The sequence below is a fragment of the Streptomyces sp. NPDC051913 genome, assembly GCF_044593635.1.
Taxonomy (GTDB): Bacteria; Actinomycetota; Actinomycetes; order Streptomycetales; family Streptomycetaceae; genus Streptomyces.
Genome location: NZ_JBIUCI010000006.1, coordinates 420,616 through 445,810, shown reverse-complemented (window position 1 = coordinate 445,810; position 25,195 = coordinate 420,616). Strand labels below are relative to the sequence as shown.

General features: G+C 70.6%; 21 protein-coding genes. 3 read left to right on the top strand and 18 right to left on the bottom strand.

What is annotated here, in order from left to right; translation table 11 throughout:
• Positions 1 to 6 precede the first annotated feature (6 nt).
• Complete coding sequence (locus tag ACIHIX_RS21370) at positions 7 to 1,050, bottom strand: sugar-binding transcriptional regulator (RefSeq protein WP_399958345.1); 1,044 nt, start codon at positions 1,048 to 1,050, stop codon at positions 7 to 9.
• A gap of 78 nt (positions 1,051 to 1,128) precedes the next feature.
• Positions 1,129 to 1,815 (bottom strand): ribulose-phosphate 3-epimerase, encoded by a 687-nt coding sequence (rpe, locus tag ACIHIX_RS21365; RefSeq protein WP_329341386.1) that lies wholly within the window; start codon positions 1,813 to 1,815, stop codon positions 1,129 to 1,131.
• Between the two features lie 134 nt (positions 1,816 to 1,949).
• Between rpe and ACIHIX_RS21360 the strand changes: the two genes are divergently transcribed.
• Positions 1,950 to 4,091: an MMPL family transporter gene (locus tag ACIHIX_RS21360; protein ID WP_399958342.1), complete on the top strand. Its 2,142-nt coding sequence runs from the start codon at positions 1,950 to 1,952 to the stop codon at positions 4,089 to 4,091.
• A 61-nt stretch (positions 4,092 to 4,152) separates the two neighbouring features.
• Here the strand turns inward: ACIHIX_RS21360 and ACIHIX_RS21355 are convergent, their stop codons facing one another.
• Positions 4,153 to 5,574, bottom strand: a complete 1,422-nt coding sequence (locus ACIHIX_RS21355; RefSeq protein ID WP_399958339.1) for an RsmB/NOP family class I SAM-dependent RNA methyltransferase — start codon at positions 5,572 to 5,574, stop codon at positions 4,153 to 4,155.
• A gap of 157 nt (positions 5,575 to 5,731) precedes the next feature.
• Entirely contained in the window at positions 5,732 to 6,664 is a 933-nt protein-coding gene (fmt, locus tag ACIHIX_RS21350; protein WP_399958336.1) for a methionyl-tRNA formyltransferase, read from the bottom strand.
• Between the two features lie 258 nt (positions 6,665 to 6,922).
• Between fmt and ACIHIX_RS21345 the strand changes: the two genes are divergently transcribed.
• Positions 6,923 to 7,465, top strand: coding sequence for a hypothetical protein (locus ACIHIX_RS21345; protein WP_329341379.1), 543 nt, complete (start codon positions 6,923 to 6,925; stop codon positions 7,463 to 7,465).
• Positions 7,466 to 7,693: 228 nt separating this feature from the next.
• Here ACIHIX_RS21345 and ACIHIX_RS21340 read toward each other — a convergent pair whose 3' ends face one another.
• The 14 genes from ACIHIX_RS21340 to pyrR all read right to left on the bottom strand — a co-directional run bounded on the left by ACIHIX_RS21340 (position 7,694) and on the right by pyrR (position 24,296).
• On the bottom strand, positions 7,694 to 9,883 hold the full coding sequence (locus tag ACIHIX_RS21340; RefSeq protein ID WP_399958333.1) for a primosomal protein N': 2,190 nt from the start codon (positions 9,881 to 9,883) through the stop codon (positions 7,694 to 7,696).
• 77 nt (positions 9,884 to 9,960) lie between these two features.
• The gene (gene metK, locus ACIHIX_RS21335; RefSeq protein WP_399958330.1) at positions 9,961 to 11,169 is read right to left on the bottom strand and encodes a methionine adenosyltransferase; all 1,209 of its coding nucleotides are present in this window, start codon (positions 11,167 to 11,169) and stop codon (positions 9,961 to 9,963) included.
• Positions 11,170 to 11,409: 240 nt separating this feature from the next.
• Positions 11,410 to 12,612, bottom strand: a complete 1,203-nt coding sequence (gene coaBC / locus ACIHIX_RS21330; protein WP_399958593.1) for a bifunctional phosphopantothenoylcysteine decarboxylase/phosphopantothenate--cysteine ligase CoaBC — start codon at positions 12,610 to 12,612, stop codon at positions 11,410 to 11,412.
• Between the two features lie 118 nt (positions 12,613 to 12,730).
• Positions 12,731 to 13,003 (bottom strand): DNA-directed RNA polymerase subunit omega, encoded by a 273-nt coding sequence (gene rpoZ, locus ACIHIX_RS21325; protein WP_003982715.1) that lies wholly within the window; start codon positions 13,001 to 13,003, stop codon positions 12,731 to 12,733.
• A gap of 40 nt (positions 13,004 to 13,043) precedes the next feature.
• Positions 13,044 to 13,637, bottom strand: a complete 594-nt coding sequence (gene gmk, locus ACIHIX_RS21320; RefSeq protein ID WP_399958327.1) for a guanylate kinase — start codon at positions 13,635 to 13,637, stop codon at positions 13,044 to 13,046.
• 60 nt (positions 13,638 to 13,697) lie between these two features.
• Entirely contained in the window at positions 13,698 to 14,021 is a 324-nt protein-coding gene (locus ACIHIX_RS21315; protein WP_003977346.1) for an integration host factor, read from the bottom strand.
• A gap of 288 nt (positions 14,022 to 14,309) precedes the next feature.
• On the bottom strand, positions 14,310 to 15,149 hold the full coding sequence (pyrF, locus tag ACIHIX_RS21310) for an orotidine-5'-phosphate decarboxylase (RefSeq protein WP_399958324.1): 840 nt from the start codon (positions 15,147 to 15,149) through the stop codon (positions 14,310 to 14,312).
• Positions 15,146 to 16,252: a quinone-dependent dihydroorotate dehydrogenase gene (locus tag ACIHIX_RS21305; protein ID WP_399958321.1), complete on the bottom strand. Its 1,107-nt coding sequence runs from the start codon at positions 16,250 to 16,252 to the stop codon at positions 15,146 to 15,148. Before ACIHIX_RS21305 ends, pyrF begins: the two co-directional genes overlap by 4 nt.
• A 54-nt stretch (positions 16,253 to 16,306) precedes the next feature.
• Entirely contained in the window at positions 16,307 to 19,615 is a 3,309-nt protein-coding gene (gene carB, locus ACIHIX_RS21300; protein WP_399958318.1) for a carbamoyl-phosphate synthase large subunit, read from the bottom strand.
• Positions 19,608 to 20,780, bottom strand: a complete 1,173-nt coding sequence (gene carA, locus ACIHIX_RS21295) for a glutamine-hydrolyzing carbamoyl-phosphate synthase small subunit (protein WP_399958316.1) — start codon at positions 20,778 to 20,780, stop codon at positions 19,608 to 19,610. Before carA ends, carB begins: the two co-directional genes overlap by 8 nt.
• Positions 20,777 to 21,364 (bottom strand): hypothetical protein, encoded by a 588-nt coding sequence (locus tag ACIHIX_RS21290; protein ID WP_399958314.1) that lies wholly within the window; start codon positions 21,362 to 21,364, stop codon positions 20,777 to 20,779. Before ACIHIX_RS21290 ends, carA begins: the two co-directional genes overlap by 4 nt.
• A complete protein-coding gene (locus ACIHIX_RS21285) occupies positions 21,361 to 22,647 on the bottom strand; it encodes a dihydroorotase (RefSeq protein WP_399958312.1) in 1,287 nt (428 codons plus the stop codon). Before ACIHIX_RS21285 ends, ACIHIX_RS21290 begins: the two co-directional genes overlap by 4 nt.
• 5 nt (positions 22,648 to 22,652) lie before the next feature.
• Positions 22,653 to 23,630, bottom strand: coding sequence for an aspartate carbamoyltransferase catalytic subunit (locus ACIHIX_RS21280; protein ID WP_399958310.1), 978 nt, complete (start codon positions 23,628 to 23,630; stop codon positions 22,653 to 22,655).
• A gap of 78 nt (positions 23,631 to 23,708) precedes the next feature.
• Positions 23,709 to 24,296: a bifunctional pyr operon transcriptional regulator/uracil phosphoribosyltransferase PyrR gene (gene pyrR, locus ACIHIX_RS21275; RefSeq protein WP_399958307.1), complete on the bottom strand. Its 588-nt coding sequence runs from the start codon at positions 24,294 to 24,296 to the stop codon at positions 23,709 to 23,711.
• 253 nt (positions 24,297 to 24,549) lie between these two features.
• Between pyrR and bldD the strand changes: the two genes are divergently transcribed.
• Positions 24,550 to 25,050 carry a transcriptional regulator BldD gene (gene bldD / locus ACIHIX_RS21270; protein WP_003956405.1) on the top strand — a complete coding sequence of 167 codons (501 nt, stop codon included), beginning with the start codon at positions 24,550 to 24,552 and terminating at the stop codon, positions 25,048 to 25,050.
• Positions 25,051 to 25,195 lie beyond the last annotated feature (145 nt).

Here is a 25,195-nt window from a genome sequence, read left to right as displayed (position 1 = left end):
CTTCCGTCAGAGGCCGTCCGGGTCAGCCCTGTTCAACGCGGGCTTCGGCGTCGGCCCCGCCGCCATCAGCACATCGGCCGCGGACGTGTCCGTGACGAGGCTGGTGACCAGCCCGGACCGCAGCACCGCGTCGATCGCCATGGCCTTGCGGGCCCCGCCCGCGATCGCCACGACCTCGGGGATACGGCGGAGCTGGTCGGCCTTGACCGTGATGCACCGCTCGCCCAGGTCCCGGCCCACCCGGCGCCCCTGGGCGTCGAAGAGGTGCGCGGACATCTCGGCGGCGACGCCGAGGGAGGCGTAGTGCGCCCGCTCCTCGTCGCTGAGCATGTCGTGCACCGTGGAGATGCCCGGCTCCCAGGAGCCGATCGACACACAGGCGACGGTGACCTTGTCGAAGTACTCGAAGGCCCGCGCGATCCCGGTCTGGTTGCGCAGCGCCGCCGCGGTGGCCGCGTCCGGCAGCAGCATCGGCGCGTAGATGGGGTGCGCGTCCCCGCCCGACACCTGGGCCGCACGCCGTACCGCCTCCACCGAGCCGCGCTCGGCGGTCCCGGCGTCGTACACGCCCGTCAGCTGCACCACCGTGCACGGCGGCAGCCGGTCGAGGGCGGCCGCCATGTGGATGGTGGACCGGCCCCAGGCGAGCCCCAGGACATCACCCTCGTTGACGAGCTCGCCGAGCAGGTCCGCGGCCGTCTCACCGAGGTTCTCGGGGTCGGGCGACTCCTCGGCCTCGGCCGGGGACTCCACCACCACCGCGTGCCTGAGGCCGTACCGGGCGCGCAGCGCGTCCGAGCGCTCCGCGTCCAGCTCGGCCGGGACGCGGATCTCGATGCGTACAAGATCCCGTTCGAGAGCGGTCTCCAGGACCCTGGCCACCTTGAAGCGGCTCACGCCGAACTCCTCGGCGATCTGGATCTTCGATTTGCCCTCGAGGTAGAAGCGGCGGGCCATGGCCGCCGCCTGCACCAGCTCAGCGGGTCCCATCCGCATGGCTGACCGGCCCGCCGACATACCCGACACGGCCATCTCCTCACTGCTGTTCACACTCTGGATTCGCCGTTCATCCTTGCAGATCCGGCGGACTTGATCAGCCCTGATGGGAGCCGTTCACGTTCCTGTGGCTCAGTGGCCGCATGCCCAGCTCGCCTTGGCGGTCGCCCCTTCCGCTTGGTTGCGCAGTGCACGTACCGCCTCGGCCGGGTCGGACGCGTTGTACACGGCCGACCCGGCGACGAAGACGTCCGCCCCGGCGTCGGCACACTGCTCGATGGTGGAGGCCGCGACCCCGCCGTCCACCTGGAGCCACAGTTCGAGGCCGTGCTTGCTGATCAACTCGCGGGTGCGGCGGATCTTGGGGAGCATGATGTCGAGGAACGACTGTCCCCCGAAGCCCGGCTCCACCGTCATGATCAGCAGCATGTCGAGCTCGGGGAGCAGATCCTCGTACGGCTCGATGGGCGTCGCCGGCTTCAGCGCCATGGAGGCGCGGGCGCCCTTGGCGCGGATCTCCCGGGCGAGCCGGACGGGGGCGGCGGCGGCCTCGACGTGGAAGGTGACGGATCCGGCCCCCGCTTCGACGTACTGGGGCGCCCACCGATCAGGGGCCTCGATCATCAGATGGCAGTCCAGCGGAGTGTCCGTCGCACGGGCCAGAGACTCTACGACCGGCACTCCGAGCGTGAGGTTCGGGACGAAATGGTTGTCCATGACGTCGACGTGGAGCCAGTCGGCTCCCTCCACCGCCTTAGCCTCGTCCGCGAGGCGGGCGAAGTCTGCGGACAGGATGCTGGGGTTGATCTGCACGGCCATGGGCCAAGCCTCCCATGTCCGGGCACGAATGTTCGCGTCGGTCCAGACCTAAGCCGTTCATCGGATGTTGCTCCGGGACGGTACGTGCCATATTGGGCCGCCGACCGCGAGGGCGAAGGGCTGCGGGGGTGGCCATGACCGAGAACCGAGGCATCGCGCATCTGGTGTGCGGGCGGCGGGCCAAGTGGGTCGTGCTGGTGCTGTGGCTGGTGCTGCTCTTCCTGACGGCGCCCCTCGCCTCCAAACTCACCGACGCCCAGGACAACGACGCCGCCTCCTGGCTGCCCGGCTCCGCGGAGTCCACCCAGGTCCTTCAGATCTCCGAGGGCTTCAGGCCCGAACAGATCCCCGCCGTCGTCATCTACGCGCGCGACAGCGGTCTCACGGCCGAGGACAAGGCGCAGATCGCCGAGGACGCCGCGCAGATCAGGCAATTGCGCGACCACGGCGTCCGGGGCGCCGAGACCCGTGGTCCGGTCTACGACCGCGAGACGGACCCGCGCGCGGCCCAGATCTACGTCCCCATCACGATGGACGAGAAGGGCTGGGAGGAGATCTCCCCCGCGGTCGACTCCATCCGGGACATCACCGGCAAGAGCACCGCCGGCCTCGCCGTGCACATCACGGGCCCGGGCGGCACGTCCGCCGACTTCTCCAAGGCCTTCGAGGGCATCGACTCCACGCTGCTGCTGTCCGCGATGGGCGTCGTCATCGTGATGCTGCTGATCACCTACCGCAGCCCCACGCTCCTGCTGGTGCCGTTGTTGTCGGTCATCGCGGCCCTGTTCACCGCGCAGGCCTTCGTCTATCTCCTCGCCCAGCACGCGGGCCTGACGGTCAACGGCCAGAGCGCGGGCATCCTCACGGTCCTCGTCTTCGGCGCGGGGACGGACTACGCCCTGCTCCTGGTGGCCCGTTACCGGGAAGAGCTGCGCCGTCACGAGGACCGCCACGAGGCCATGGCCCTGGCGCTGCACAGGGCGGGCCCCGCGGTGATCGCCTCGGGCGCCACGGTGGTCCTGAGCATGCTGGTGCTCCTCGCCGCCGAGATGAACTCGACGCGGGGTCTGGGCCCGGTGGCCGCGATCGGCGTCGCGGTGGCCCTGCTGGCGATGATGACCCTGTTCCCCGCCCTGCTGGTGATCTGCGGCCGCTGGCTCTTCTGGCCGGCGATCCCGCACTTCGGCACGGCCGACCCCACCGAACGCGGCGTCTGGGCGCGCACGGGCGGCCGTATCGCCCGCCGCCCCCGCATGATCTGGGGCGTCACGGCGCTGGCCCTGGCGATCTGCTCCCTGGGCCTGATCCAGCTGCGCGCGGAGGGCATCAGCAACGCGGACGCCTTCACCGGCAAGCCGGACTCGATCGTCGGCCAGGAGGTTTCCGAGAAGTACTTCCCGGCGGGCAGCGGCGACCCCTTGGTCATCGTCAGCAACCAGGCCCAGGCCCGACAGGTCGGCGAGGCGGTGGCCGGCACGCGCGGTGTCGTCCCCGACTCGCTGGGTCTGCCACCGGGTACGAAACCCTCCCACGACGGCCAGGTCCTCTTCGAGGCGACGATGACCGCCCCGTCCGACAGCGAGGCCGCCAAACAGACGGTCGAACGCGTCCGCGACGCCGTCCACGCGGTCCCGGACGCCGATGCCCAGGTGGGCGGCGGTACGGCGGCGCTGCTCGACATGGACAAGGCCACCGCCCATGACAATCAGCTGATCATCCCGCTCGTCCTGGTCGTGGTCATGCTGATCCTGTGCGCCCTGCTGCGGGCCCTGATCGCCCCGCTGCTGCTGGTCGGCACGGTGATCCTGTCCTTCGCGGCGGCCCTGGGTCTCAGCGCACTCGCGTTCAGGCATGTGTTCGACTACGCGGGCGAGTCGACGGACTTCCCGCTCTTCGTCTTCGTCTTCCTGGTGGCCCTGGGCATCGACTACAACATCTTCCTCACGACCCGTATCCGCGAGGAGGCGGTCCGCCAGGGCACCCGCCCCGGCGTGGTGACGGGCCTGGCGGCGACGGGCGCGGTCATCACATCGGCGGGCCTGGTCCTGGCCGGCACCTTCGCCGCCCTGGGCACCCTCCCCATGGTCGCCTTCGCGGAGATCGGCTTCGCGGTGGCCCTGGGCATCATCCTGGACACGTTCGTGGTCAGGTCGGTGCTGGTCACGTCCTTGTTCCTGGACGTGGGTCCGAGGGTGTGGTGGCCACACCGGTTGTCGAAGGAGGACGGTACAAAGATGCCGGTCGCCAAGGAGCCAGCGGTCGAACAACGCCCTTAGGGGCGCGGGGAACTGCGCGACAAGCCACATCGGACCCGCACTGACCCGACGCCCCCGACCCCTACGGCGCAGTCCTCCGAATCAACGCCAAATACATCGCATCGGTCCCGTGCACATGCGGCCACAACTGCACATCAGGCCCCTCCCCAAGATCCGCCACGCCCGGCAACAGAGGCCGCGCGTCGATCAACTCCGCGTCCGGCACCTGCTTGAGCACGTCCTGCACCACGGCCCGGGTCTCGGCAAGGTGCGGCGAACACGTGGCGTACCCGACGACGCCCCCCACCCGCACGGAGTCCAGCGCGGTCCGCAAGAGGCTGCGCTGCAACGGCCCGAACCCCTCGAGATCCTCAGGCCGCCGCCGCCACCGAGCCTCAGGCCGCCGCCGCAAGGCCCCCAGTCCCGTGCACGGCACATCCACCAGCACCCGGTCGAAACTCCCGGCCCGCCACGGCGGCTGCGTCCCGTCCGCGGCGATCACCTGATACGGACCGGGATTCCCGGCCAGGGCCTTGGCGACGAGCCCCGCCCGATGCGGCTGCTTCTCGGAAGCGAGCAGCATGGCCCCCCGCTCCGCGGCGAGCGCACCGAGCAGCGCGGCCTTCCCTCCCGGCCCCGCACACCCGTCGAGCCACTTCTCGTCGGGCCCGTCGAGCGGCGCGTTGGCAAGGGCGAGGGCGACCAGCTGGCTGCCTTCGTCCTGCACACCGGCCCGGCCTTCCCGTACGGCCTCGATGGCCCCGGGCTCACCGCCCTCGGCGAGCCGCACGGCGTACGGCGACCAGCGCCCCGCGACGGCGGCCTCCTCCCGCAGCAGCTCATCGACGCTCGCCCGCCCGGGCCGGGCGACCAGCGTCACCTCGGGCCGCTCGTTGTCGGCGGCGAGCAGCGCCTCGATCCCGGCTCGCCCGCCCCCGAGGGAGTCCCACAGCGCGGAGACGACCCACCGGGGATGCGAGTGCACCACGGCCAGGTGGTCCTCGGGGTCGTCGTCGTAGGGCGGCGCGACCTTGGCGATCCACCCGTCCAGATCGTCCTGCGCGACCTTGCGCAGCACGGCGTTGACGAACTTGGCCCGCCCGTCGCCGAGCACGACCCGGGCGAGTTCGACGGACGCGGACACGGCGGCATGCGTGGGAATCCGGGTCCCGAGCAGCTGATGCACCCCGAGGCTCAGCACGTCCAGCACCGGCGGGTCGACCTCACGCAGCGGCCGGTCGACACACGCGGAGATGACGGCGTCGTACGTCCCCTGCCGCCGCAGCGTCCCGTACACGAGCTCGGTCGCGAGCGCGGCGTCACGCCCGTCGAAGTCGCCCTTCTCCCGCGCCTTGCGCAGCAGCGGCGGGAGAACGAGGTTGGCGTAGGCGTCCCGTTCGTCCACGGCCCGCAGGGCCTCGAAGGCGAGGAAGCGGACGGGGTCCTTCTTGGGCCGACGGTAGGGCTTGCCGGACGTGCCGGGCCGACGGGGCTGGTCGCTCACGAAAAAGGTGCTCCGGATGTCTTGAGGGATACGCACCAAGCCTACGTCCCCCTCGTCGGGCCGCCCGGCCGACGGCCTCCCCCCAGGCGGCGGGCCCGGCCGACGACCTTCCCCTCGGCGGCGGACCCGGCCGACGACTCCTCCCCCCGCCGGCGGGCTATCGGCCGACGACCTCTCCCTCGCCGATGCGCACCCCGCGCGCCCAGTCGGCGGCCCGCATCGGCTTCTTGCCCTGGGCCTGCACCCACAGCAGCTCCACGGCGTGGGAGCCGGTGCCGACATGGACGCTGTTCTTGCCGACGGCCAACTGCCCCGGCGCGAGGTCGGTCCGCTCGGGCGCGGGAGTGACCTGGATGAGCTTGAGCCGCTCGCCGCGGAAGACGGTCCAGGCGCCGGGAGCGGGAGTGCAGCCGCGCACGACCCGGTCGACGCGCAGCGCCGGGGTCGCCCAGTCCACCTGCGCGTCCTCGACGGTGATCTTCGGGGCGAGCGTGATGCCGTCGTTCGGCTGCGGTACGGCCTTCAGGGTGCCGTCCTCGATGCCGTCCATGGTCGCGGCGAGCAGCCCGGCGCCGGCGAAGGCGAGCCGGGTGAGCAGGTCGCCGCTGGTGTCGGTGGCGCGGACCTCCTCCGTCACGGTCCCGTACACGGGCCCGGAGTCGAGCCCCTCCTCGATGAGGAAGGTGGAGGCGCCGGTGATCTCGTCGCCCGCCATGACGGAGTGCTGCACGGGCGCGGCCCCCCGCCAGGCGGGCAGCAGCGAGAAGTGCAGGTTGACCCAGCCCTGGGCGGGGATGTCGAGGGCGACACGGGGCAGCAGGGCGCCGTAGGCGACGACGGGACAGCAGTCGGGGGCGATCTCCCGCAACCGCTCCAAGAACTCCGGGTCCCGCGGCTTGAGGGGCTTCAGCACCTCGATGCCCGCCTCTTCCGCCCGCTCCGCGACCGGGCTCGCGACCAGCCTGCGCCCACGGCCGGCCGGCGCGTCGGGCCGCGTGACGACAGCGGCCACCTCGTGCCGCCCGGAGGCGATGAGGGCGTCCAGTGCGGGAACGGCGACTTCGGGGGTACCGGCGAAGACGAGCTTCATGGGTGGGTGAGGGCCTCTCGGGCGGAATGGCTGATGTCTTGTGCGAGCGGACGGTCGCCCAATTCTATGACCGGGAACGGAAACCCGCCGAAGGCCGACGACCGCGGCGCGAACCCGCCCCCCACGGCGCACGCATATGCCACCACGCCCCCACTGCGTGACCAGCGGAGCGCAAACGCGTTGGTCAAGAAAGAGTTGACCACAACGGGCCGCAGTCGCGGCCCGATCCTTTTCAACGCCGGTTCGAGAGGCTTGTTCATGGCCGACCACGCAACCCACGACGCCCAGGCTCGGGCCAGCCTGCACTTGCTGGTGCGGGACATCGAGCGGGTCCGCCGGCAGGTGGACGCGTTGCGCACGCTCACCGCCCAGTTGGGCAATGTCTACCGCCCGCGCCGCTCCGGCCCCTCCACGGGCTTCGTCGTCTACGGACGCGCTCCCGCCCCGACGGTCCGTCTCGCCCAGGAACTGCGGGACAGCGTCGAGACCCTGGTCACGGCCGCGGTCGACTTCGACCGCTCGCTGGGCTTCTCGTGGGACGCGGTGGGTTCCGCGCTCGGCGTCACCAAGCAGGCGGTGCACCGCCGTTACGGTGCGCGTCGCGCCGCGACCCAGGCGGCGGCCGACGCCGAGCGCACCACCGACGTGTCGGCCACCCGCACGGTCGGCGTCAACACCGGGATGCCCACGATGCCGACGGTCCCCGCGGCCCGCTCCATGCCGACCCAGCCGACGGCAGGCAGCGCCGCCCTGCGCGACGACGTAAGACCCACGGCATTCCCCGGACCCCGCAACGGCTGACACTCCCCCACCCCATCCTTGCCCTCCCGGCCCACTCCGGGAGGGCATACGCATGCACTCCGCCCCGCAAGAACCCAGCTCCCCCAGCCGCAGCCGCTGCTCGGCCCCCACGAGGGCCACCCGCACCCGACGACGAATCCCGCACGGGCGACGCACGGGCGATGCGGGTGGGCGATGCGGGTGGGAACCCCAAACCCGGCCGAAGGCCGGGTGCCCACCCACCACCCGTCACCCAATGTCCGGCGGATCAACCCGCACCCGCACCGCAGCCTCCCCACCTACGCCCCCCCGAGCCATCCGAGCAGCCTGCGCGGCCTTCAACGCGCCGGCCAACGCCGCCCCCATCCCCCGCGGCACCCGGATCAACACCCGCTCCCACTGCTCCCCCACCGGCGGCGCCCCCACCCGCCGAGGACCCCGTCCCCCCGTCACAGGCAACGGCACCGGCCCCAACACCTCCGCCTCCCCCGGCAGTTCAACGGCACCGAGGAACCCCGCGACCGCCTCCGCCGCCCCCGACACCGCCGCCATCCGAGACACCGGCGGAAACCCCAACTCGGCCCGCTCAGCCAGCTCCCGCACCGCATGCCCGACGGGATCCCACCGCACCAGCGCCTGCACAGGCCGCAACGTAGGCTCCGCGACGACCACCACGGTCCCCCCGTCCCCCTGCGGCCGCACCAACGCAGCCGCAGCGATCCACCTCCGCAACGCGTCCTCTCCGGCCCGCAGATCAGGCCGCCCGAGCATCGCCCACCCGTCCAGCAGCAGGGCCGCCGCATACCCGCCCTCAGCCACGGGCTCGGCCCCCGGTGTACTCACCACCAGCGCGGGCGCCCCCGGCACCGTGTCCAGCACATGCTCCCGGCCGGACGTCCGCACCGGCACAGCAGGAAACGCCCGCCCCAGTTCCTCCGCGGTCCGCCGTGCCCCGACCACCTGGGCCCGCAGCCGAAAGCCACCACATTCAGGACAGTGCCAGGCCCCTTCCTCCTGACCACACCACCCGCACCGCAGGGCGTCCACACCCTCCTGCGCCTCCAACGGCCCCGAGCAGTGCCGACAGCGCGCGGGCGCCCGACAGTTGGCGCAGGCCATCCGCGGCACGTACCCCCGCCGCGGCACCTGCACCAGCACCGGTCCCTGCTTCAGCCCCTCCCGGACGGCCTGCCAGGCGAGGGTGGGCAGCCGAGCGGCCCGAGCGGCCTCGTCGCGGGCCAGATCCCCGTCCCCCACGGTCCGTACGAGCGGCGCGGCCCCCCGCACCTGCTCCCGCACGGCGACGAGCGGCCGAGCCCATCCGCTCTCGACCAGCTGCGCGGCCTCGACGGTGCAACTCCAACTCCCCAGCAGGAAACCGCACTTGTCCAGCGCGGCGCGCAGCAGCAACACCTCACGGGCATGGGGCTGCGGAGCGTGCGGTTCGCTGTGGCTGTCGTCCCCGTCGTCCCAGATGGCGACGAGCCCAAGATCCCGCACCGGCGCGAACATGGCGGCCCGGGTCCCCACCACAGCCCGCACGCTCCCCCGCCGCACGGCCAGCCACTCCCGGTAACGCTTCTCGGGCCCGGCGTCGGCGGTGAGCACGGCATGCCGTCCCTCCCCCAGCAACGAGGTCAGCGCGGCATCGACGCGCGCGACGGCCCGCCCGTCCGGCACGACGACCAGGGCTCCCCGCCCGGAAGCGAGCGTGGCGGCAACGGCCCGTGCCAGCTCCTCACTCCACTCGGGCCCGGGCAACGCATTCCACACGGCGCGAGGCGCCCCACCCGAGGCGAGTGCCTCAAGAAACCCGGTCCCCCGCTCGTACCGCCCCCAGGACCCCACCTCAGGCACCGCGGGCGGCGGCAGCGGCTCCGCAGAGGCCCGCTGCTCAGCCCGAGCACTCCGGGGGGGCACAGCCAGCTGCAACACATCAGCAAGACTTCCCGCATACCGATCGGCGACAGCCCGAGCCAGCCCCAGCAGCTCCGGCCCGAGGACCGGCTCAGGCGACACGACCTGCGCCAGCGCGGCCAACGGCCCCGAATAATCCGTCTCGGCAACCCGCTCGACGAGAAACCCGTCGATCAGCCCCCCACCCTCACGCCGTCCGTCCCGCACCCTGCCCCGTCCGGCCCCGAACCGCACCCGCACCCGCACCCCGGGCTGCGCGTCGGCATCAAGCTCCTCGGGCACGGCGTAGTCGAAGTACCGATCAAGATGCAGCACCCCCTTGTCCACGAGCACCCGAGCAACAGGCAACTCCTTCGCGAGCGCGGCCCCCCGCCACGTCCGCGGCTTCGCCCGCGGCACCTCAGCCTTGCGCACACTCTCCCGAATCAACGCAAGCTGCTCAGGCGGCGCCCCCTCACCCCGCCCGCCATCCCGCTCATCTCCGCTGCTCACGCAAGCATTCTTACCAAACCCGACTGACATCCGACGTCGCCCGGACATGCCGAGGCCCGGCACCCCTCAGGGATGCCGGGCCTCGGAAAACCCCGGAAAGCCGAGCCTTACAGCCCCGCAGCCTTCCGCAGCGCCTCCACGCGGTCCGTCTTCTCCCACGTGAAGTCGGGCAGCTCACGGCCGAAGTGGCCGTACGCCGCCGTCTGGGCGTAGATCGGGCGGAGCAGGTCCAGGTCGCGGATGATCGCGGCCGGGCGGAGGTCGAAGACCTCGTCGATGGCCTTCTCGATCTTCTCGGCCTCGACCTTGGCGGTGCCGAAGGTCTCGACGAACAGACCGACGGGCTCGGCCTTGCCGATCGCGTACGCGACCTGCACCTCGCAGCGCGAGGCAAGGCCCGCGGCTACGACGTTCTTGGCGACCCAGCGCATCGCGTACGCGGCGGAGCGGTCGACCTTGGACGGGTCCTTGCCCGAGAAGGCGCCGCCGCCGTGGCGGGCCATGCCGCCGTAGGTGTCGATGATGATCTTGCGGCCGGTGAGGCCGGCGTCGCCCATCGGGCCGCCGATCTCGAAGCGACCGGTCGGGTTGACCAGCAGGCGGTAGCCCTCGGTGTCGAGCTTGATGCCCTCGTCGAGAAGAGCCTTCAGCTCCGGCTCCACCACGAACTCGCGGATGTCGGGGGCGAGGAGGGACTCCAGGTCGATGTCCGACGCGTGCTGCGAGGAGACCACGACGGTGTCGAGACGGACGGCCTTGTCGCCGTCGTACTCGATGGTGACCTGCGTCTTGCCGTCGGGGCGCAGGTAGGGGATCGTGCCGTTCTTGCGGACCTCGGACAGACGGTTCGACAGTCGGTGCGCCAGGAAGATCGGCAGCGGCATCAGCGTCGGCGTCTCGTCCGTCGCGTAGCCGAACATCAGGCCCTGATCGCCGGCGCCCTGCTTGTCGAGCTCGTCCTCGTCGCCCTCGACACGGGACTCGTACGCCGTGTCCACGCCCTGGGCGATGTCCGGGGACTGCGAGCCGATCGACACGGACACGCCACAGGAGGCGCCGTCGAAGCCCTTCTTCGAGGAGTCGTAGCCGATCGCGAGGATCTTGTCCCGCACCAGCTGCGGGATCGGGGCGTACGCCTTGGTGGTGACCTCACCGGCCACGTGCACCAGGCCGGTCGTGATCAGGGTCTCGACCGCGACCCGGGAGGTCGGGTCCTCGCGCAGGAGCGCGTCGAGAATGGTGTCGCTGATCTGGTCAGCGATCTTGTCGGGGTGACCCTCGGTCACGGACTCCGAGGTAAAGAGACGACGGGACACAACGCTCCCTGAGGTTGCAGCGGCTGCTGGCTGATCATGGGCGGACGGGCTCGGGGGCTGCGCCCGGCATCGTCCGAGAACAGTTTATCGGTCGCGGTCGGCCACGGGCTCACCCGTCTCGATTGTCGGGAGCGCTGTGACCTGCGGCACGGGCATTCTGCCCAATCCGGAGCGAGCTTGGCCAGGGCCGCCACGCCTCAAATAGTGAGGTTCGAGGGCTCTGTGAAGTGAATGAAACATTCAGCGCAGGCGCCCGGCCACCAGGTCCCACACGATTTCGGCCAGGGCCTCCTTGGGGCCGTGCGGCACCGGGGTCTCGGTGCCGTCGGCGCCGAGCACCACCGCCTCGTTCTCCTCCGCCCCGAAGGTCTTGCGCTCGCCCACCTCGTTGACGACGAGCAGATCGCAGCCCTTGCGGGTGAGCTTGGTCCGGCCGTTGGCGAGGACGTCGTCCGTCTCGGCGGCGAACCCGACGACCACCTGACCGGGGCGGGCGCGGTCGGCCGAGATCTCGGCCAGGATGTCCGGATTCCGCACCAGCACGATGGGGTCCGGGTCCTGCCCGTCCTTCTTCTTGATCTTCCCGCTCGCATAGTTCTCGGGGCGGAAGTCGGCGACGGCCGCGGCCATCACGACCGCATCGGCGTCCGCGGCGGCCTTGAGTACCGCCTCGCGCATCTGTACGGCCGTGCCGACCGGGACGACGTCCACGCCCGCCGGGTCCGGCAGGCCGGTGTTCGCGGCGACAAGGGTGACCCGGGCGCCGCGCGCGGCGGCGGTGCGGGCGAGGGCGTAACCCTGCTTGCCGGAGGAGCGGTTGCCGAGGAAGCGGACCGGGTCGAGGGGTTCGCGGGTGCCACCGGCGCTGACGACGACATGGCGGCCGGCCAGATCGGGTTCGCGCACGCCCCTGGCGAGGACCCGGCGGCACACCTCGAAGATCTCCGCCGGGTCGGGCAGCCGCCCCTTGCCGGTGTCGACGCCGGTGAGGCGCCCGACGGCGGGCTCGATGACGACCGCGCCGCGGCGGCGCAGCGTCGCCACGTTCTCCTGGGTGGCCGGGTGTTCCCACATCTCCGTGTGCATCGCGGGTGCGAAGACGACCGGACAGCGGGCGGTCAGGAGCGTGTTGGTGAGCAGATCGTCCGCCAGACCGTGGGCCGCCTTGGCGAGCATGTCGGCGGTCGCCGGGGCCACGACGACAAGGTCGGCGTGCTGGCCGATGCGGACGTGCGGCACCTCGTGGACGTCGTCCCACACCTCGGTCGAGACGGGGTGGCCGGACAGGGCGGACCAGGTGGCGGCGCCGACGAAGTGCAGCGCGGAGGCGGTGGGGACGACACGGACGTCATGCCCCGACTCCGTCAGTCTGCGCAGCAGCTCACAGGCCTTGTACGCGGCGATGCCACCGCTGACCCCCAGCACGACCCTCGGCTTGTCCACCAGGTCTCCCATCCCTCGAACCCCTCGAACCCCTCGAACCTACGACTCCCATGACACACCACAGGCCCGACAGTCGCGCTGTCGGGCCTGTGGAAAAGTCAACCGCAATCTGAAAGTACTACTGCGCCGGGCCCTCGACGGCCTCGGACGTCAGCAGACCCGCGTTGATCTCGCGCAGCGCGATCGAGAGCGGCTTCTCGTGCACGTGGGTGTCGACGAGCGGACCGACGTACTCAAGGAGACCCTCGCCGAGCTGCGAGTAGTACGCGTTGATCTGACGGGCACGCTTGGCCGCGTAGATCACGAGGCTGTACTTCGAGTCGGTGGCCTCGAGGAGCTCGTCGATCGGAGGGTTGATGATGCCCTCGGGCGCGGTGATGGAAGAGGACACGCTCTGCCTTCCGAAAGTTGGGATGAGATCTAGAAAACGATCACACAACGTCCATCAAGGCTAGCAGCTCACGCGCCACGTCCTCGACGGAGGTGTTGACCAGGGTCTCGTCGAACTCGGGCTCGGCCGCCAGTTCCACCTTCGCGGCGTCGAGCCGGCGCTCGATGACCTCGGGCGACTCGGTGCCCCGGCCGGTGAGTCTGCGCACGAGCTCCTCCCAGGAGGGAGGAGCCAGGAACACCAGCTGGGCCTCCGGCATGGACTCCCGGACCTGCCGGGCGCCCTGGAGGTCGATCTCCAGCAGGACCCCCTCCCCCGCCTCCAGCCGTTCCAGGACGGCCTTGCGGGGGGTGCCGTAGCGGTTCCCGGCGAACTCGGCCCACTCCAGCAGCTCGCCGTTGGCGATCAGCTTGTCCATCTCCTCGTCACTGACGAAGAAGTAGTGGACTCCGTGCTGCTCGCCGGGGCGGGGCCTGCGGGTCGTCGCCGACACCGAGAGCCAGACCTCGGGGTGTTCCTTGCGCATATGGGCGACGACCGTGCTCTTGCCGACCCCGGAGGGGCCGGAGAGCACGGTCAGCCGCGGACGTACGTCCGGGGGCTCGGGGGTCGTCCCCCGGAATGTTGCAGCCATGCAGCGATTATTCCAGCAATCCCGGGGTGCCCGGGACTCCCGGTCCGGATGGTGCCGGACTCAGGAACCGGTGCTGCCGAACTCACGCTCCAGGGAAGCGATCTGGTTCGAACCGAGACCACGCACGCGGCGGCTCTCGGAGATGCCCAGACGCTCCATGATCTGCTTGGCGCGGACCTTGCCCACGCCCGGCAGGGACTCCAGCAGCGCGGAGACCTTCATCTTGCCGATGACGTCGTTCTCCTGGCCCTGCTTGATGACCTCGTGAAGGGAGGCGCCGGAGTGCTTGAGTCGATTCTTGACCTCGGCCCGCTCCCGGCGAGCCGCGGCGGCCTTTTCGAGCGCGGCTGCGCGCTGTTCAGGGGTAAGGGGCGGAAGAGCCACGCCTACGTCACCTCGGATGTTGAACTGTCGGATACGGACCGGTGAGGAACCTAGTCGCCCCTCACCTGGTGAGCCACGAGCAACACGCTTGCCCGCAGACTCTGCTCGGAGACTAGCGGCCAAGTCCGCCAGAGTCAGCGAGAACAGCGGAAAAGTCCTGGTCAGCCTCCGTCAGGCCGGACATTTCAGACAAACTGCCCCGGATTTGAGGATGTATTCAGACTCAAGTCGTCCCGGGAACACTCATCGGAGGACTCGCGAGAGCGTCTCGAACGCCCCGGACGACCGTCATACGAGCGCCACAGCCGCCTTGATCTCCGCCGCGAACCGTTCCGCGGACTCCCGCAGCGCGCCGACGTCGGGACCGTGCCGCAGCACGCCCCGGCTGACGTTGGGCAGGACGTTGCGCAGCACCTTGCCGAACACCGCCGGCAGATCGGCCGGAGTGGCCCCCTGGGCGCCGATGCCGGGCGCGAGGAGGGGACCGTTGATGTCCAGGTCGTAGGACGACAGATCGCCGAGCGTGGCGCCGACCACCGCCCCGAAGGAACCGAGGGGCTCCTCCCCGGTGTTCTCGGCCGCGAGGTGCGCGAGCATCGTCGCGCCGATGTTCCGGCCGTCCGCGCGGACGGCGTGCTGGACCTCGCCGCCCTCGGGGTTGGAGGTCAGCGCCAGCACGAACAGCCCCGCGCCGCTCTCCCTGGCCAGCGCGATCGCCGGCGACAGCGAGCCGTAGCCGAGGTACGGCGAGACGGTCAGCGCGTCGGAGAACAGCGGCGAGTCCTTGCGCAGGAAGGCCTCGGCGTACGCCGCCATGGTCGAGCCGATGTCGCCGCGCTTGGCGTCCATGACGACCAGCGCGCCGCCCGCCCGCGCCTCCTCGACCGTCTTCTCCAGTACGGCGACGCCGCGCGAGCCGAAGCGCTCGAAGAACGCGGCCTGCGGCTTGAAGACCGCCACCCGGTCGGCCAGCGCCTCGACGACCGTGCGGCTGAACCGCTCCAGGCCGGCCACGTCGTCGTTCAACCCCCACTCGGTGAGCAGGGAGGCGTGCGGGTCGATACCGACGCACAGGGGGCCGCGCTCGTCCATGGCCCGGCGCAGGCGGGTGCCGAAGGCGTCAGTCATGCGGTCTCCCTCACATCGGCGCCGACCGCGTCGGCGAGCGTGGCGTACGGGCTGGTGCGCAGACGCGCGGCGAGCCCCTTGTGGATGGCGCGACCCCAGAAGGGGCCTTCGTAGATGAACGCGCTGTAGCCCTGTACGAGCGTGGCACCGGCGAGGATGCGCTGCCAGGCGTCCTCGGCGTTCTCGATGCCGCCGACGCCGACGAGCGTGACGCGGTCGCCCACGCGCGCGTAGAGGCGCCTGAGCACCTCCAGGGAGCGCGCCTTCAGGGGTGCTCCGGACAGGCCGCCGGTCTCCTTCACCAGCGAGGGTTCGGATCTCAAACCGAGCCCCTCGCGCGCGATGGTCGTGTTCGTGGCGATGATCCCGTCCAGGCCCAGCTCGACGGCCAGGTCGGCGACGGCGTCGATGTCCTCGTCGGCGAGGTCGGGCGCGATCTTCACCAGGAGCGGGACACGGCGACTCGTCACCGTACGGTCGGCGGCCTCGCGTACGGCGCTCAGCAGCGGCCGCAGCGACTCCGTGGCCTGGAGGTTGCGCAGCCCGGGCGTGTTCGGCGACGACACGTTCACGACCAGGTAGTCGGCGTAGGGCGCGAGCCGCTCGGTGGACTTCACGTAGTCCGCGGCGGCCTCGGCCTCCGGTACGACCTTGGTCTTGCCGATGTTGACGCCCACGACGGTCCTGAAGACCTCCTCCCGGGACGCCAGACGGGCCGCGACGGCCAGTGAGCCCTCGTTGTTGAAGCCCATGCGGTTGATGAGCGCGCGGTCCTGTACGAGGCGGAACAGCCGCTTCTTGGGGTTGCCGGGCTGGGCCTCCCCCGTCACCGTGCCGATCTCGACGTGGTCGAAGCCGAGCATCGACATGCCGTCGATCGCGACCGCGTTCTTGTCGAAGCCGGCGGCGAGGCCGAAGGGGCCGTGCATCCGCAGACCGAAGGCCTCGGTGCGGAGTTCCTTGTGGCGGGGGGCGAGGGCGGCGGCGACGAAGGTGCGCAGCACGGGGATACGGACCGCGAGGCGGATCCAGCGGAAGGCCAGGTAGTGCGCCTGCTCGGGGTCCATCCGTTTGAAAACCAGACGGAAGAAAATCTTGTACATGTCGGTGTCCTCACGAAGAGGGGGACACCGTTTCCGGTGTCCCCCTCAGGGCTGCTAGTCGCGGGCCGCAGTCAGGTGTTCCGCGTGTTCCTGGAGCGAACGGACGCCCACGTCGCCGTGGTTGAGGGCGTCGATGCCCTGGACGGCCGCGGCGAGCGCCTGGACCGTCGTCAGGCACGGCACCGACCGCGCCACGGCCGCCGTACGGATCTCGTAGCCGTCGAGGCGGCCACCGGTGCCGTACGGGGTGTTGACGATGAGGTCGACCTCGCCGTCGTGGATGAGCTGGACGATGGTCTTCTCGCCGGCCGGGCCGGTGCCCTCGGACTGCTTGCGCACGATGGTGGCGTTGATGCCGTTGCGCTTGAGGACCTCGGCGGTGCCGGAGGTGGCGAGCAGCTCGAAGCCGTGGGCGACCAGCTCGCGGGCCGGGAAGATCATCGACCGCTTGTCGCGGTTGGCGACCGAGATGAACGCGCGGCCCTTGGTGGGCAGCGGGCCGTAGGCGCCGGCCTGCGACTTGGCGTACGCCGTGCCGAAGACCGAGTCGATGCCCATGACCTCGCCGGTGGAGCGCATCTCCGGGCCGAGGACGGTGTCGACGCCGCGGCCGTGGATGTCGCGGAAGCGCGACCACGGCATGACGGCCTCCTTGACGGAGATCGGGGCGTCGAAGGGCAGCTCGCCGCCGTCGCTGTTGGCCGGAAGCAGGCCCTCGGCACGCAGCTCGGCGATGGTCGCGCCGAGCGAGATGCGGGCGGCGGCCTTGGCCAGCGGTACCGCGGTCGCCTTCGAGGTGAAGGGAACGGTGCGGGACGCGCGCGGGTTGGCCTCCAGGACGTAGAGGATGTCGCCGGCCATCGCGAACTGGATGTTGATCAGGCCGCGGACGCCGACACCGCGCGCGATGGCCTCGGTCGAGGCGCGCAGGCGCTTGATGTCGAAGCCGCCCAGCGTGATCGGGGGCAGGGCGCACGCCGAGTCGCCGGAGTGGATGCCGGCCTCCTCGATGTGCTCCATGACGCCGCCGAGGTAGAGCTCCTCGCCGTCGTAGAGCGCGTCGACGTCGATCTCGATGGCGTCGTCGAGGAAGCGGTCGACGAGGACCGGCCGGGAGGGGCTGATCTCGGTCGACTCGGCGATGTAGGAGGCGAGGCGGGTCTCGTCGTAGACGATCTCCATGCCGCGTCCGCCGAGGACGTAGGACGGGCGGACGAGAACCGGGTAGCCGATCTCGTCGGCGATGGCCTTGGCCTCGGCGAAGGTGGTCGCGGTGCCGTGCTTGGGAGCCGGGAGGCCCGCCTCGGCGAGCACGCGCCCGAAGGCGCCCCGGTCCTCGGCCGCGTGGATGGCCTCCGGCGAGGTGCCGACGATCGGCACGCCGTTGTCCTTCAGCGCCTGCGCCAGGCCCAGCGGGGTCTGGCCGCCCAGCTGGACGACTACACCGGCGATCGGACCCGCGAGGGACTCCGCGTGGACGATCTCCAGCACGTCTTCCAGCGTCAACGGCTCGAAGTACAGGCGGTCGGAGGTGTCGTAGTCCGTGGAGACGGTCTCCGGGTTGCAGTTGACCATCACGGTCTCGTACCCGGCGTCGCTCAGCGCGAAGGAGGCGTGGACGCAGGAGTAGTCGAACTCGATGCCCTGGCCGATGCGGTTGGGGCCGGAGCCGAGAATGATGACGGCCGGCTTCTCGCGCTGCGCGACCTCGGTCTCCTCGTCGTAGGAGGAGTAGAAGTACGGCGTCTTCGCGGCGAACTCGGCGGCGCAGGTGTCGACCGTCTTGTAGACCGGGCGGATGCCGAGCGCGTGCCGGACCTCACGGACCACGTCCTCGCGCAGGCCGCGGATCTCGGCGATCTGCTGGTCGGAGAAGCCGTGCCGCTTGGCCTCGGCGAGGAGTTCGGAGGTGAGCTCCGGGGCCTCGGCGAGCTCGTCGGCGATCTCCTTGATGAGGAAGAGCTGGTCGACGAACCACGGGTCGATCTTCGTGTACTCGAAGATCTCCTCCGGCGTGGCACCCGCGCGGATGGCCTGCATGACGGTGTTGATCCGGCCGTCGGTGGGCCGGACGGACTCCGCGAGCAGCGCCTCCTTGTCGCCGGGCTCTCCGACGAAGGTGAACTGGCTGCCCTTCTTCTCCAGCGAGCGCAGCGCCTTCTGGAAGGCCTCGGTGAAGTTGCGGCCGATGGCCATGGCCTCGCCGACCGACTTCATGGTCGTGGTCAGCGTGGAGTCGGCCTGCGGGAACTTCTCGAAGGCGAAGCGCGGAGCCTTGACGACCACGTAGTCGAGCGTGGGCTCGAAGGAGGCCGGGGTCTCCTGCGTGATGTCGTTCGGGATCTCGTCGAGGGTGTAGCCGACGGCGAGCTTGGCGGCGATCTTGGCGATGGGGAAGCCGGTCGCCTTGGAGGCGAGGGCCGAGGACCGGGACACGCGCGGGTTCATCTCGATGACGATCACGCGACCGTCCTCGGGGTTGATCGCGAACTGGATGTTGCAGCCGCCGGTGTCGACGCCGACCTCGCGGATGATCGCGATACCGATGTCGCGAAGGCGCTGGTACTCGCGGTCGGTGAGCGTCATCGCGGGCGCGACGGTGATCGAGTCGCCGGTGTGGACGCCCATCGGGTCGAAGTTCTCGATGGAGCAGACGACCACGACGTTGTCGTTCGTGTCGCGCATCAGCTCCAGCTCGTACTCCTTCCAGCCGAGGATGGACTCCTCCAGGAGCACCTCGGTGGTCGGGGAGAGCGTGAGGCCCTGCCCGGCGATGCGGCGCAGCTCCTCCTCGTCGTGCGCGAAGCCGGAGCCGGCGCCGCCCATGGTGAAGGACGGGCGGACCACGACCGGGTAGCCGCCGAGGGTGTCGACGCCCTGGAGGACGTCGTCCATGGAGTGGCAGATGACCGAGCGGGCGGACTCGCCGTGGCCGATCTTCTTGCGCACCTCCTCGACGACGCCCTTGAACAGGTCGCGGTCCTCGCCCTTGTTGATGGCCTCGACGTTGGCGCCGATCAGCTCGACGCCGTACTTCTCCAGCGTGCCCGCCTCGTGCAGCGAGATGGCCGTGTTGAGGGCCGTCTGACCGCCCAGGGTGGGCAGCAGGGCGTCGGGGCGCTCCTTGGCGATGATCTTCTCGACGAACTCGGGGGTGATCGGCTCGACGTACGTGGCGTCGGCGATCTCCGGGTCGGTCATGATCGTCGCCGGGTTGGAGTTGACCAGGATGACCCTGAGGCCCTCGGCGCGCAGGATGCGGCAGGCCTGGGTGCCGGAGTAGTCGAACTCGGCGGCCTGGCCGATGACGATCGGGCCGGAGCCGATGACCAGGACGGACTGGATATCGGTGCGCTTAGGCACGCTGGCCCTCCATCGAAGCGGTGCTCATCAAAGACGTGAAGCGGTCGAACAGGTAGGCGGCGTCGTGCGGGCCCGCTGCCGCTTCGGGGTGGTACTGGACGCTGAAGGCCGGCTGGTCGAGCAGCTGGAGGCCCTCCACCACGTTGTCGTTGAGGCAGACGTGGGAGACCTCGGCGCGGCCGTAGGGGGTGTCGGAGACCTTGTCGAGCGGGGCGTCGACGGCGAAGCCGTGGTTGTGCGCGGTGACCTCGACCTTGCCGGTCGTACGGTCCTGCACCGGCTGGTTGATGCCGCGGTGGCCGTACTTCAGCTTGTAGGTGCCGAAGCCGAGGGCGCGGCCCAGGATCTGGTTGCCGAAGCAGATGCCGAAGAGGGGCGTCCTGCGCTCCAGGACGGCCTGCATGACGGAGACCGGGTGGTCGGCGGTGGCCGGGTCGCCGGGACCGTTGGAGAAGAACACACCGTCGGGGTTGACGGCGTAGATGTCCTCGACGGTGGCCGTCGCGGGCAGCACGTGCACCTCGATGCCGCGCTCGGCCATCCGGTGCGGGGTCATGCCCTTGATGCCGAGGTCGACCGCGGCGACGGTGAACTTCTTCTCGCCGATCGCGGGGACGACGTACGCCTCCTTGGTGGCGACCTCCGCGGAGAGGTCGGCGCCCTTCATCTCGGGGGCCTGGCGCACCTCGGTGAGCATGGTGCCCTCGTCGGGCAGCGCGTTGCCGGAGAAGATGCCGACGCGCATGGCGCCGCGCTCGCGCAGATGGCGCGTCAACGCGCGCGTGTCGATGCCGGAGATGCCGACGACGCCCTGCTGGGCCAGCTCCTCGTCGAGGGAGCGGCGCGAGCGCCAGTTGGAGGGCACGCGCGCGGGGTCGCGCACCACGTATCCGGCGACCCAGATCCGCTTGCTCTCGGGGTCCTCGTCGTTGACGCCGGTGTTGCCGACGTGCGGGGCGGTCATCACGACGACCTGGCGGTGGTACGACGGGTCGGTGAGGGTCTCCTGGTAGCCGGTCATGCCGGTGGAGAACACCGCCTCGCCGAAGGTCACCCCCACGGCCCCGTAGGCGCGGCCGCGGAAGATCCGGCCGTCCTCCAGGACGAGTACCGCGGGAAGCGCCCCTTTCCTCTGCGAGGCGTTCCCCTTCGTGGAGGTCGTCATCGTGCGCCTTCCGTTTCCGTCTTGTCCATCTTGTTGATCATGGAGTTAATGGCGTCGACCCACTCGTTGTGCTCGGCCGCGTGGTCGGAGCGGAAGCCGGAGTCGATCAGCTTGTCCCCGTGTTCCCAGGTCACGATCAGCAGGCCGCCCTCGGTGAGGACCTTGCCGGCGATGCCCTTGCCGAGCACCGCCTCCCGCAGCGCGGAGACCGGGACGAAGAAGTCGGTCGCACCGGGGCGTACGACGTCCAGTCCCGCGTCCGTCAGCGTGAGCTCGACCCGGCTGCGGGTGCCCAGGCCGTGCGCCACGATGCGGTCGAGCCACTGCCCGGCGGTGGTGGAGCCGTGGTAGCGGCCGCTCATCGTCAGTCTCGCCGCACCGGGGTCGTCCGGCGCGTCGGGCAGCTCGGGCAGGTCGCTCTGGAGCGTGCCGCGCCACTTCCAGCCCTCGCGCATCAGCCAGTAGATGAGCGCGACGAACAGCGCCAGCCCCACGAGCCAGCCGATGCGCGCGGCCCAGTCGGTGACCTCGGCCGATTCCTTCTCGGCGGCGAGACCGTTGGCGAGCAGGATTACAGGTGTCACGTGAGCTTCCCGTCGACGAGCGTGGCCTTGCCCCGGAGCCACGTGTGCGTCACACGGCCCGGCAGCTCACGCCCCTCGTACGGGGTGTTCCGGCTGCGCGAGGCGAAGCCCGCGGGGTCCACGGACCCACGGTATGCCGTGTCGACGAGCGTGAGGTTGGCGGGCTCACCAGCCGAGACGGGTCGCCCGTGGCCCTTCGCCCGCCCGATCTCGGCGGGCTTGACGGACATGCGCTCGGCGACCCCGGCCCAAGTGAGGAGCCCGGTGTCCACCATGGTCTCCTGCACCACTGACAACGCGGTCTCCAGGCCCACCATCCCCATGGCGGCCGCGGCCCACTCGCAGTCCTTGTCCTCGTGCGGGTGCGGGGCGTGGTCGGTGGCGACGATGTCGATCGTGCCGTCGGCGAGCGCCTCGCGCAGGGCGAAGACGTCGCGCTCGGTGCGCAGCGGCGGGTTCACCTTGTAGACCGGGTTGTAGGTCCGGACGAGCTCGTCCGTCAGCAGCAGGTGGTGCGGGGTGACCTCGGCGGTGACGTCGATGCCGCGGGACTTGGCCCAGCGGACGATCTCCACGGAGCCGGCGGTCGACAGATGGCAGATGTGGACGCGGGAGCCGACGTGCTCGGCGAGCAGGACGTCCCGGGCGATGATCGATTCCTCGGCCACCGCGGGCCAGCCCCCGAGCCCCAGCTCGGCGGAGACGACGCCCTCGTTCATCTGGGCGCCCTCGGTCAGCCGAGGCTCCTGCGCGTGCTGGGCGACGACCCCGCCGAAGGCCTTCACGTACTCCAGGGCGCGCCGCATGATCACCGCGTCGTCGACGCACTTGCCGTCGTCGGAGAAGACGGTGACACCGGCGGCCGACTCGTGCATGGCACCGAGTTCGGCGAGCTTCCTGCCCTCCAGGCCGACCGTGACGGCGCCGATGGGCTGCACGTCGCAGTACCCGTGCTCCTGGCCGAGCCGGTAGACCTGCTCGACCACACCGGCGGTGTCGGCGACCGGGAAGGTGTTGGCCATGGCGAACACGGCGGTGTAGCCGCCGGAGGCCGCCGCGCGCGTGCCGGTCAGCACGGTCTCGGAGTCCTCACGGCCGGGCTCGCGCAGATGGGTGTGCAGGTCGACGAGGCCCGGCAGGAGGACCTTGCCGCCGGCCTCGATGACCTCGGCGCCTTCGTCCGAGAGCCCCTGACCGACCGCCTCGATGAGATCACCGTTGATCAGGACGTCCTGCGGCTCGCCGCCGAGCACCTTCGCACCACGGATCAGGATCTTGCTCATGTCTCTTACTTCTCCTCGATACGGGTGTGGCTGACGGCGGGCTCGTTTCCACCCAGCAGCAGGTACAGAACGGCCATCCGGATGGAGACTCCGTTTGCGACCTGCTCCACGACGGTGCAGCGGTCGGAGTCGGCGACCTCGGCGGTGATCTCCATACCCCGGACCATCGGGCCGGGGTGCATCACGATGGCGTGCTCGGGCATCCGCGCCATGCGGTCGCCGTCGAGGCCGTAGCGCCGCGAGTACTCGCGCTCGGTCGGGAAGAACGCGGCGTTCATGCGCTCGCGCTGCACGCGCAGCATCATCACCGCGTCGGACTTGGCGAGCGTGCTGTCCAGGTCGTACGACACCTCACAGGGCCAGGTCTCGACGCCGACCGGCACCAGGGTCGGCGGCGCGACGAGGGTGACCTCGGCGCCGAGGGTGTGCAGCAGGTCGACGTTGGACCGGGCGACCCGGCTGTGCAGGACGTCCCCGACGATCGTGATGCGCTTGCCGGACAGGTCCTGGCCGAGCCCGGCGTCCCGCCCGATGAGCCGGCGGCGCATCGTGAAGGCGTCCAACAGGGCCTGTGTGGGGTGCTGGTGGGTGCCGTCACCGGCGTTGATGACGGCGGCGTCGATCCAGTCGGAGGTGGCGAGCCGGTACGGCGCTCCGGAGGCGCCGTGCCGGATGACGACGGCGTCGACGCCCATGGCCTCCAGGGTCTGGGCGGTGTCCTTCAGGGACTCGCCCTTGGAGACGCTCGACCCCTTGGCGGTGAAGTTGATGACATCGGCCGAGAGGCGCTTCTCGGCGGCCTCGAACGAGATACGCGTGCGCGTGGAGTCCTCGAAGAAGAGGTTGACGATCGTGCGGCCGCGCAGGGTCGGCAGCTTCTTGATCGGCCGGTCGGCGACCCGGGCCATCTCCTCGGCGGTGTCGAGGATCAGGACGGCGTCGTCACGGGTGAGGTCGGCGGCCGAGATGAGATGACGCTGCATCTGTCAGGCTCCGTAGGGAAGTTCAGTGGGAGATTCCGGGCAGGCGAGAGCACACCGAAAGGCGCGCGCGGACGTCTGCTACTGGGTCGGCTTGGCACCGAGCAGCACGGTGTCGCGACCGTCCTCCTCGGCGAGCTGGACCTTGACCGTCTCCCGCAACGACGTGGGGAGGTTCTTGCCGACGTAGTCGGCGCGGATGGGCAGTTCGCGGTGGCCGCGGTCGACGAGGACCGCGAGCTGCACCGCGCGCGGACGCCCGATGTCGTTCAGGGCGTCGAGGGCGGCGCGGATGGTGCGGCCGGAGAAGAGCACGTCGTCGACGAGGACGACGAGGCGGCCGTCGATGCCGTCACCGGGGATCTCGGTGCGGGCCAGCGCACGCGGCGGGTGCATGCGCAGGTCGTCCCGGTACATGGTGATGTCGAGCGAACCGACCGGAATCTTGCGGTCGGTGATCTCCTCCAGCTTGGCGGCGAGCCGCTGGGCGAGGAAGACGCCTCGGGTCGGAATGCCGAGGAGCACCACGTCGTCGGCGCCCTTGGCGCGTTCGACGATCTCGTGGGCGATCCGGGTCAGCACGCGTGCGATGTCGGGGCCTTCGAGAACGGGCCGCGCATCGGTCGATGCGTCCTGCTGGATGTCCTGCTGGTTCTGCTGCTTGTCCATAAGAAACGGACCTCCTTCTCCGCCTCACGGGACGGACCTTAAAGGACGTCGGAATTGCGCCATCCACGGTATCAGGCCCGGAGGACACCCCCGATCACCCCCATGGCCTAATCGGCCACCGCCACCACGGAAGAGTCGGTGCGGCTCATTCGGCTTGACGCAGAAGAGTAACGCTGCGTAACCTCACAGTGAGTTACCAGCCGCGCGGTACGGCGCCCCTGCCGGCCGCGTCGACACAGTGCCGGGGAGCTATATGTCCAGCGAATACGCCAAACAGCTCGGGGCCAAGCTCCGGGCCATCCGCACCCAGCAGGGCCTTTCCCTCCACGGTGTCGAGGAGAAGTCCCAGGGACGCTGGAAGGCGGTCGTGGTCGGTTCGTACGAGCGCGGCGACCGTGCCGTGACCGTGCAGCGCCTCGCCGAGTTGGCGGATTTCTACGGTGTGCCCGTTCAGGAACTGCTGCCGGGCACCACGCCGGGCGGCGCCGCCGAGCCGCCGCCGAAGCTGGTCCTCGACCTGGAGCGGCTGGCCCACGTGCCGGCCGAGAAGGCGGGCCCCCTCCAGCGCTACGCCGCGACGATCCAGTCGCAGCGCGGTGACTACAACGGCAAGGTGCTCTCGATCCGCCAGGACGACCTGCGCACACTCGCCGTCATCTACGACCAGTCGCCCTCGGTCCTCACCGAGCAGCTGATCAGCTGGGGCGTGCTGGACGCGGACGCGCGTCGCGCGGTGTCCCACGAGGAGAGCTGAGCCGCTTCACGCCTCAGCAGAAACGTGCCGCCGGGGGGGGGGGGCCCTTATTAGTTGGGGCCCCCCCCCGCGGGTGTTGGGGGCCCCAGGGGGGCCCCCGCCCCCCAAAACCCCCCGCGTAGCCCCCGGGCCCCCCCCCGCCCGC

Coding starts and splice junctions, on each gene's coding strand:
- rpe (WP_329341386.1), bottom strand. CDS start 1,815: ATGGCCGTGCAGATCAACCCCAGCATCCTGTCCGCAGACTTCGCCCGC.
- ACIHIX_RS21360 (WP_399958342.1), top strand. CDS start 1,950: ATGACCGAGAACCGAGGCATCGCGCATCTGGTGTGCGGGCGGCGGGCC.
- fmt (WP_399958336.1), bottom strand. CDS start 6,664: ATGAAGCTCGTCTTCGCCGGTACCCCCGAAGTCGCCGTTCCCGCACTG.
- ACIHIX_RS21345 (WP_329341379.1), top strand. CDS start 6,923: ATGGCCGACCACGCAACCCACGACGCCCAGGCTCGGGCCAGCCTGCAC.
- ACIHIX_RS21340 (WP_399958333.1), bottom strand. CDS start 9,883: ATGTCAGTCGGGTTTGGTAAGAATGCTTGCGTGAGCAGCGGAGATGAG.
- gmk (WP_399958327.1), bottom strand. CDS start 13,637: ATGGCTGCAACATTCCGGGGGACGACCCCCGAGCCCCCGGACGTACGT.
- pyrF (WP_399958324.1), bottom strand. CDS start 15,149: ATGACTGACGCCTTCGGCACCCGCCTGCGCCGGGCCATGGACGAGCGC.
- ACIHIX_RS21305 (WP_399958321.1), bottom strand. CDS start 16,252: ATGTACAAGATTTTCTTCCGTCTGGTTTTCAAACGGATGGACCCCGAG.
- carA (WP_399958316.1), bottom strand. CDS start 20,780: ATGACGACCTCCACGAAGGGGAACGCCTCGCAGAGGAAAGGGGCGCTT.
- ACIHIX_RS21285 (WP_399958312.1), bottom strand. CDS start 22,647: ATGAGCAAGATCCTGATCCGTGGTGCGAAGGTGCTCGGCGGCGAGCCG.
- ACIHIX_RS21280 (WP_399958310.1), bottom strand. CDS start 23,630: ATGCAGCGTCATCTCATCTCGGCCGCCGACCTCACCCGTGACGACGCC.
- pyrR (WP_399958307.1), bottom strand. CDS start 24,296: ATGGACAAGCAGCAGAACCAGCAGGACATCCAGCAGGACGCATCGACC.
- bldD (WP_003956405.1), top strand. CDS start 24,550: ATGTCCAGCGAATACGCCAAACAGCTCGGGGCCAAGCTCCGGGCCATC.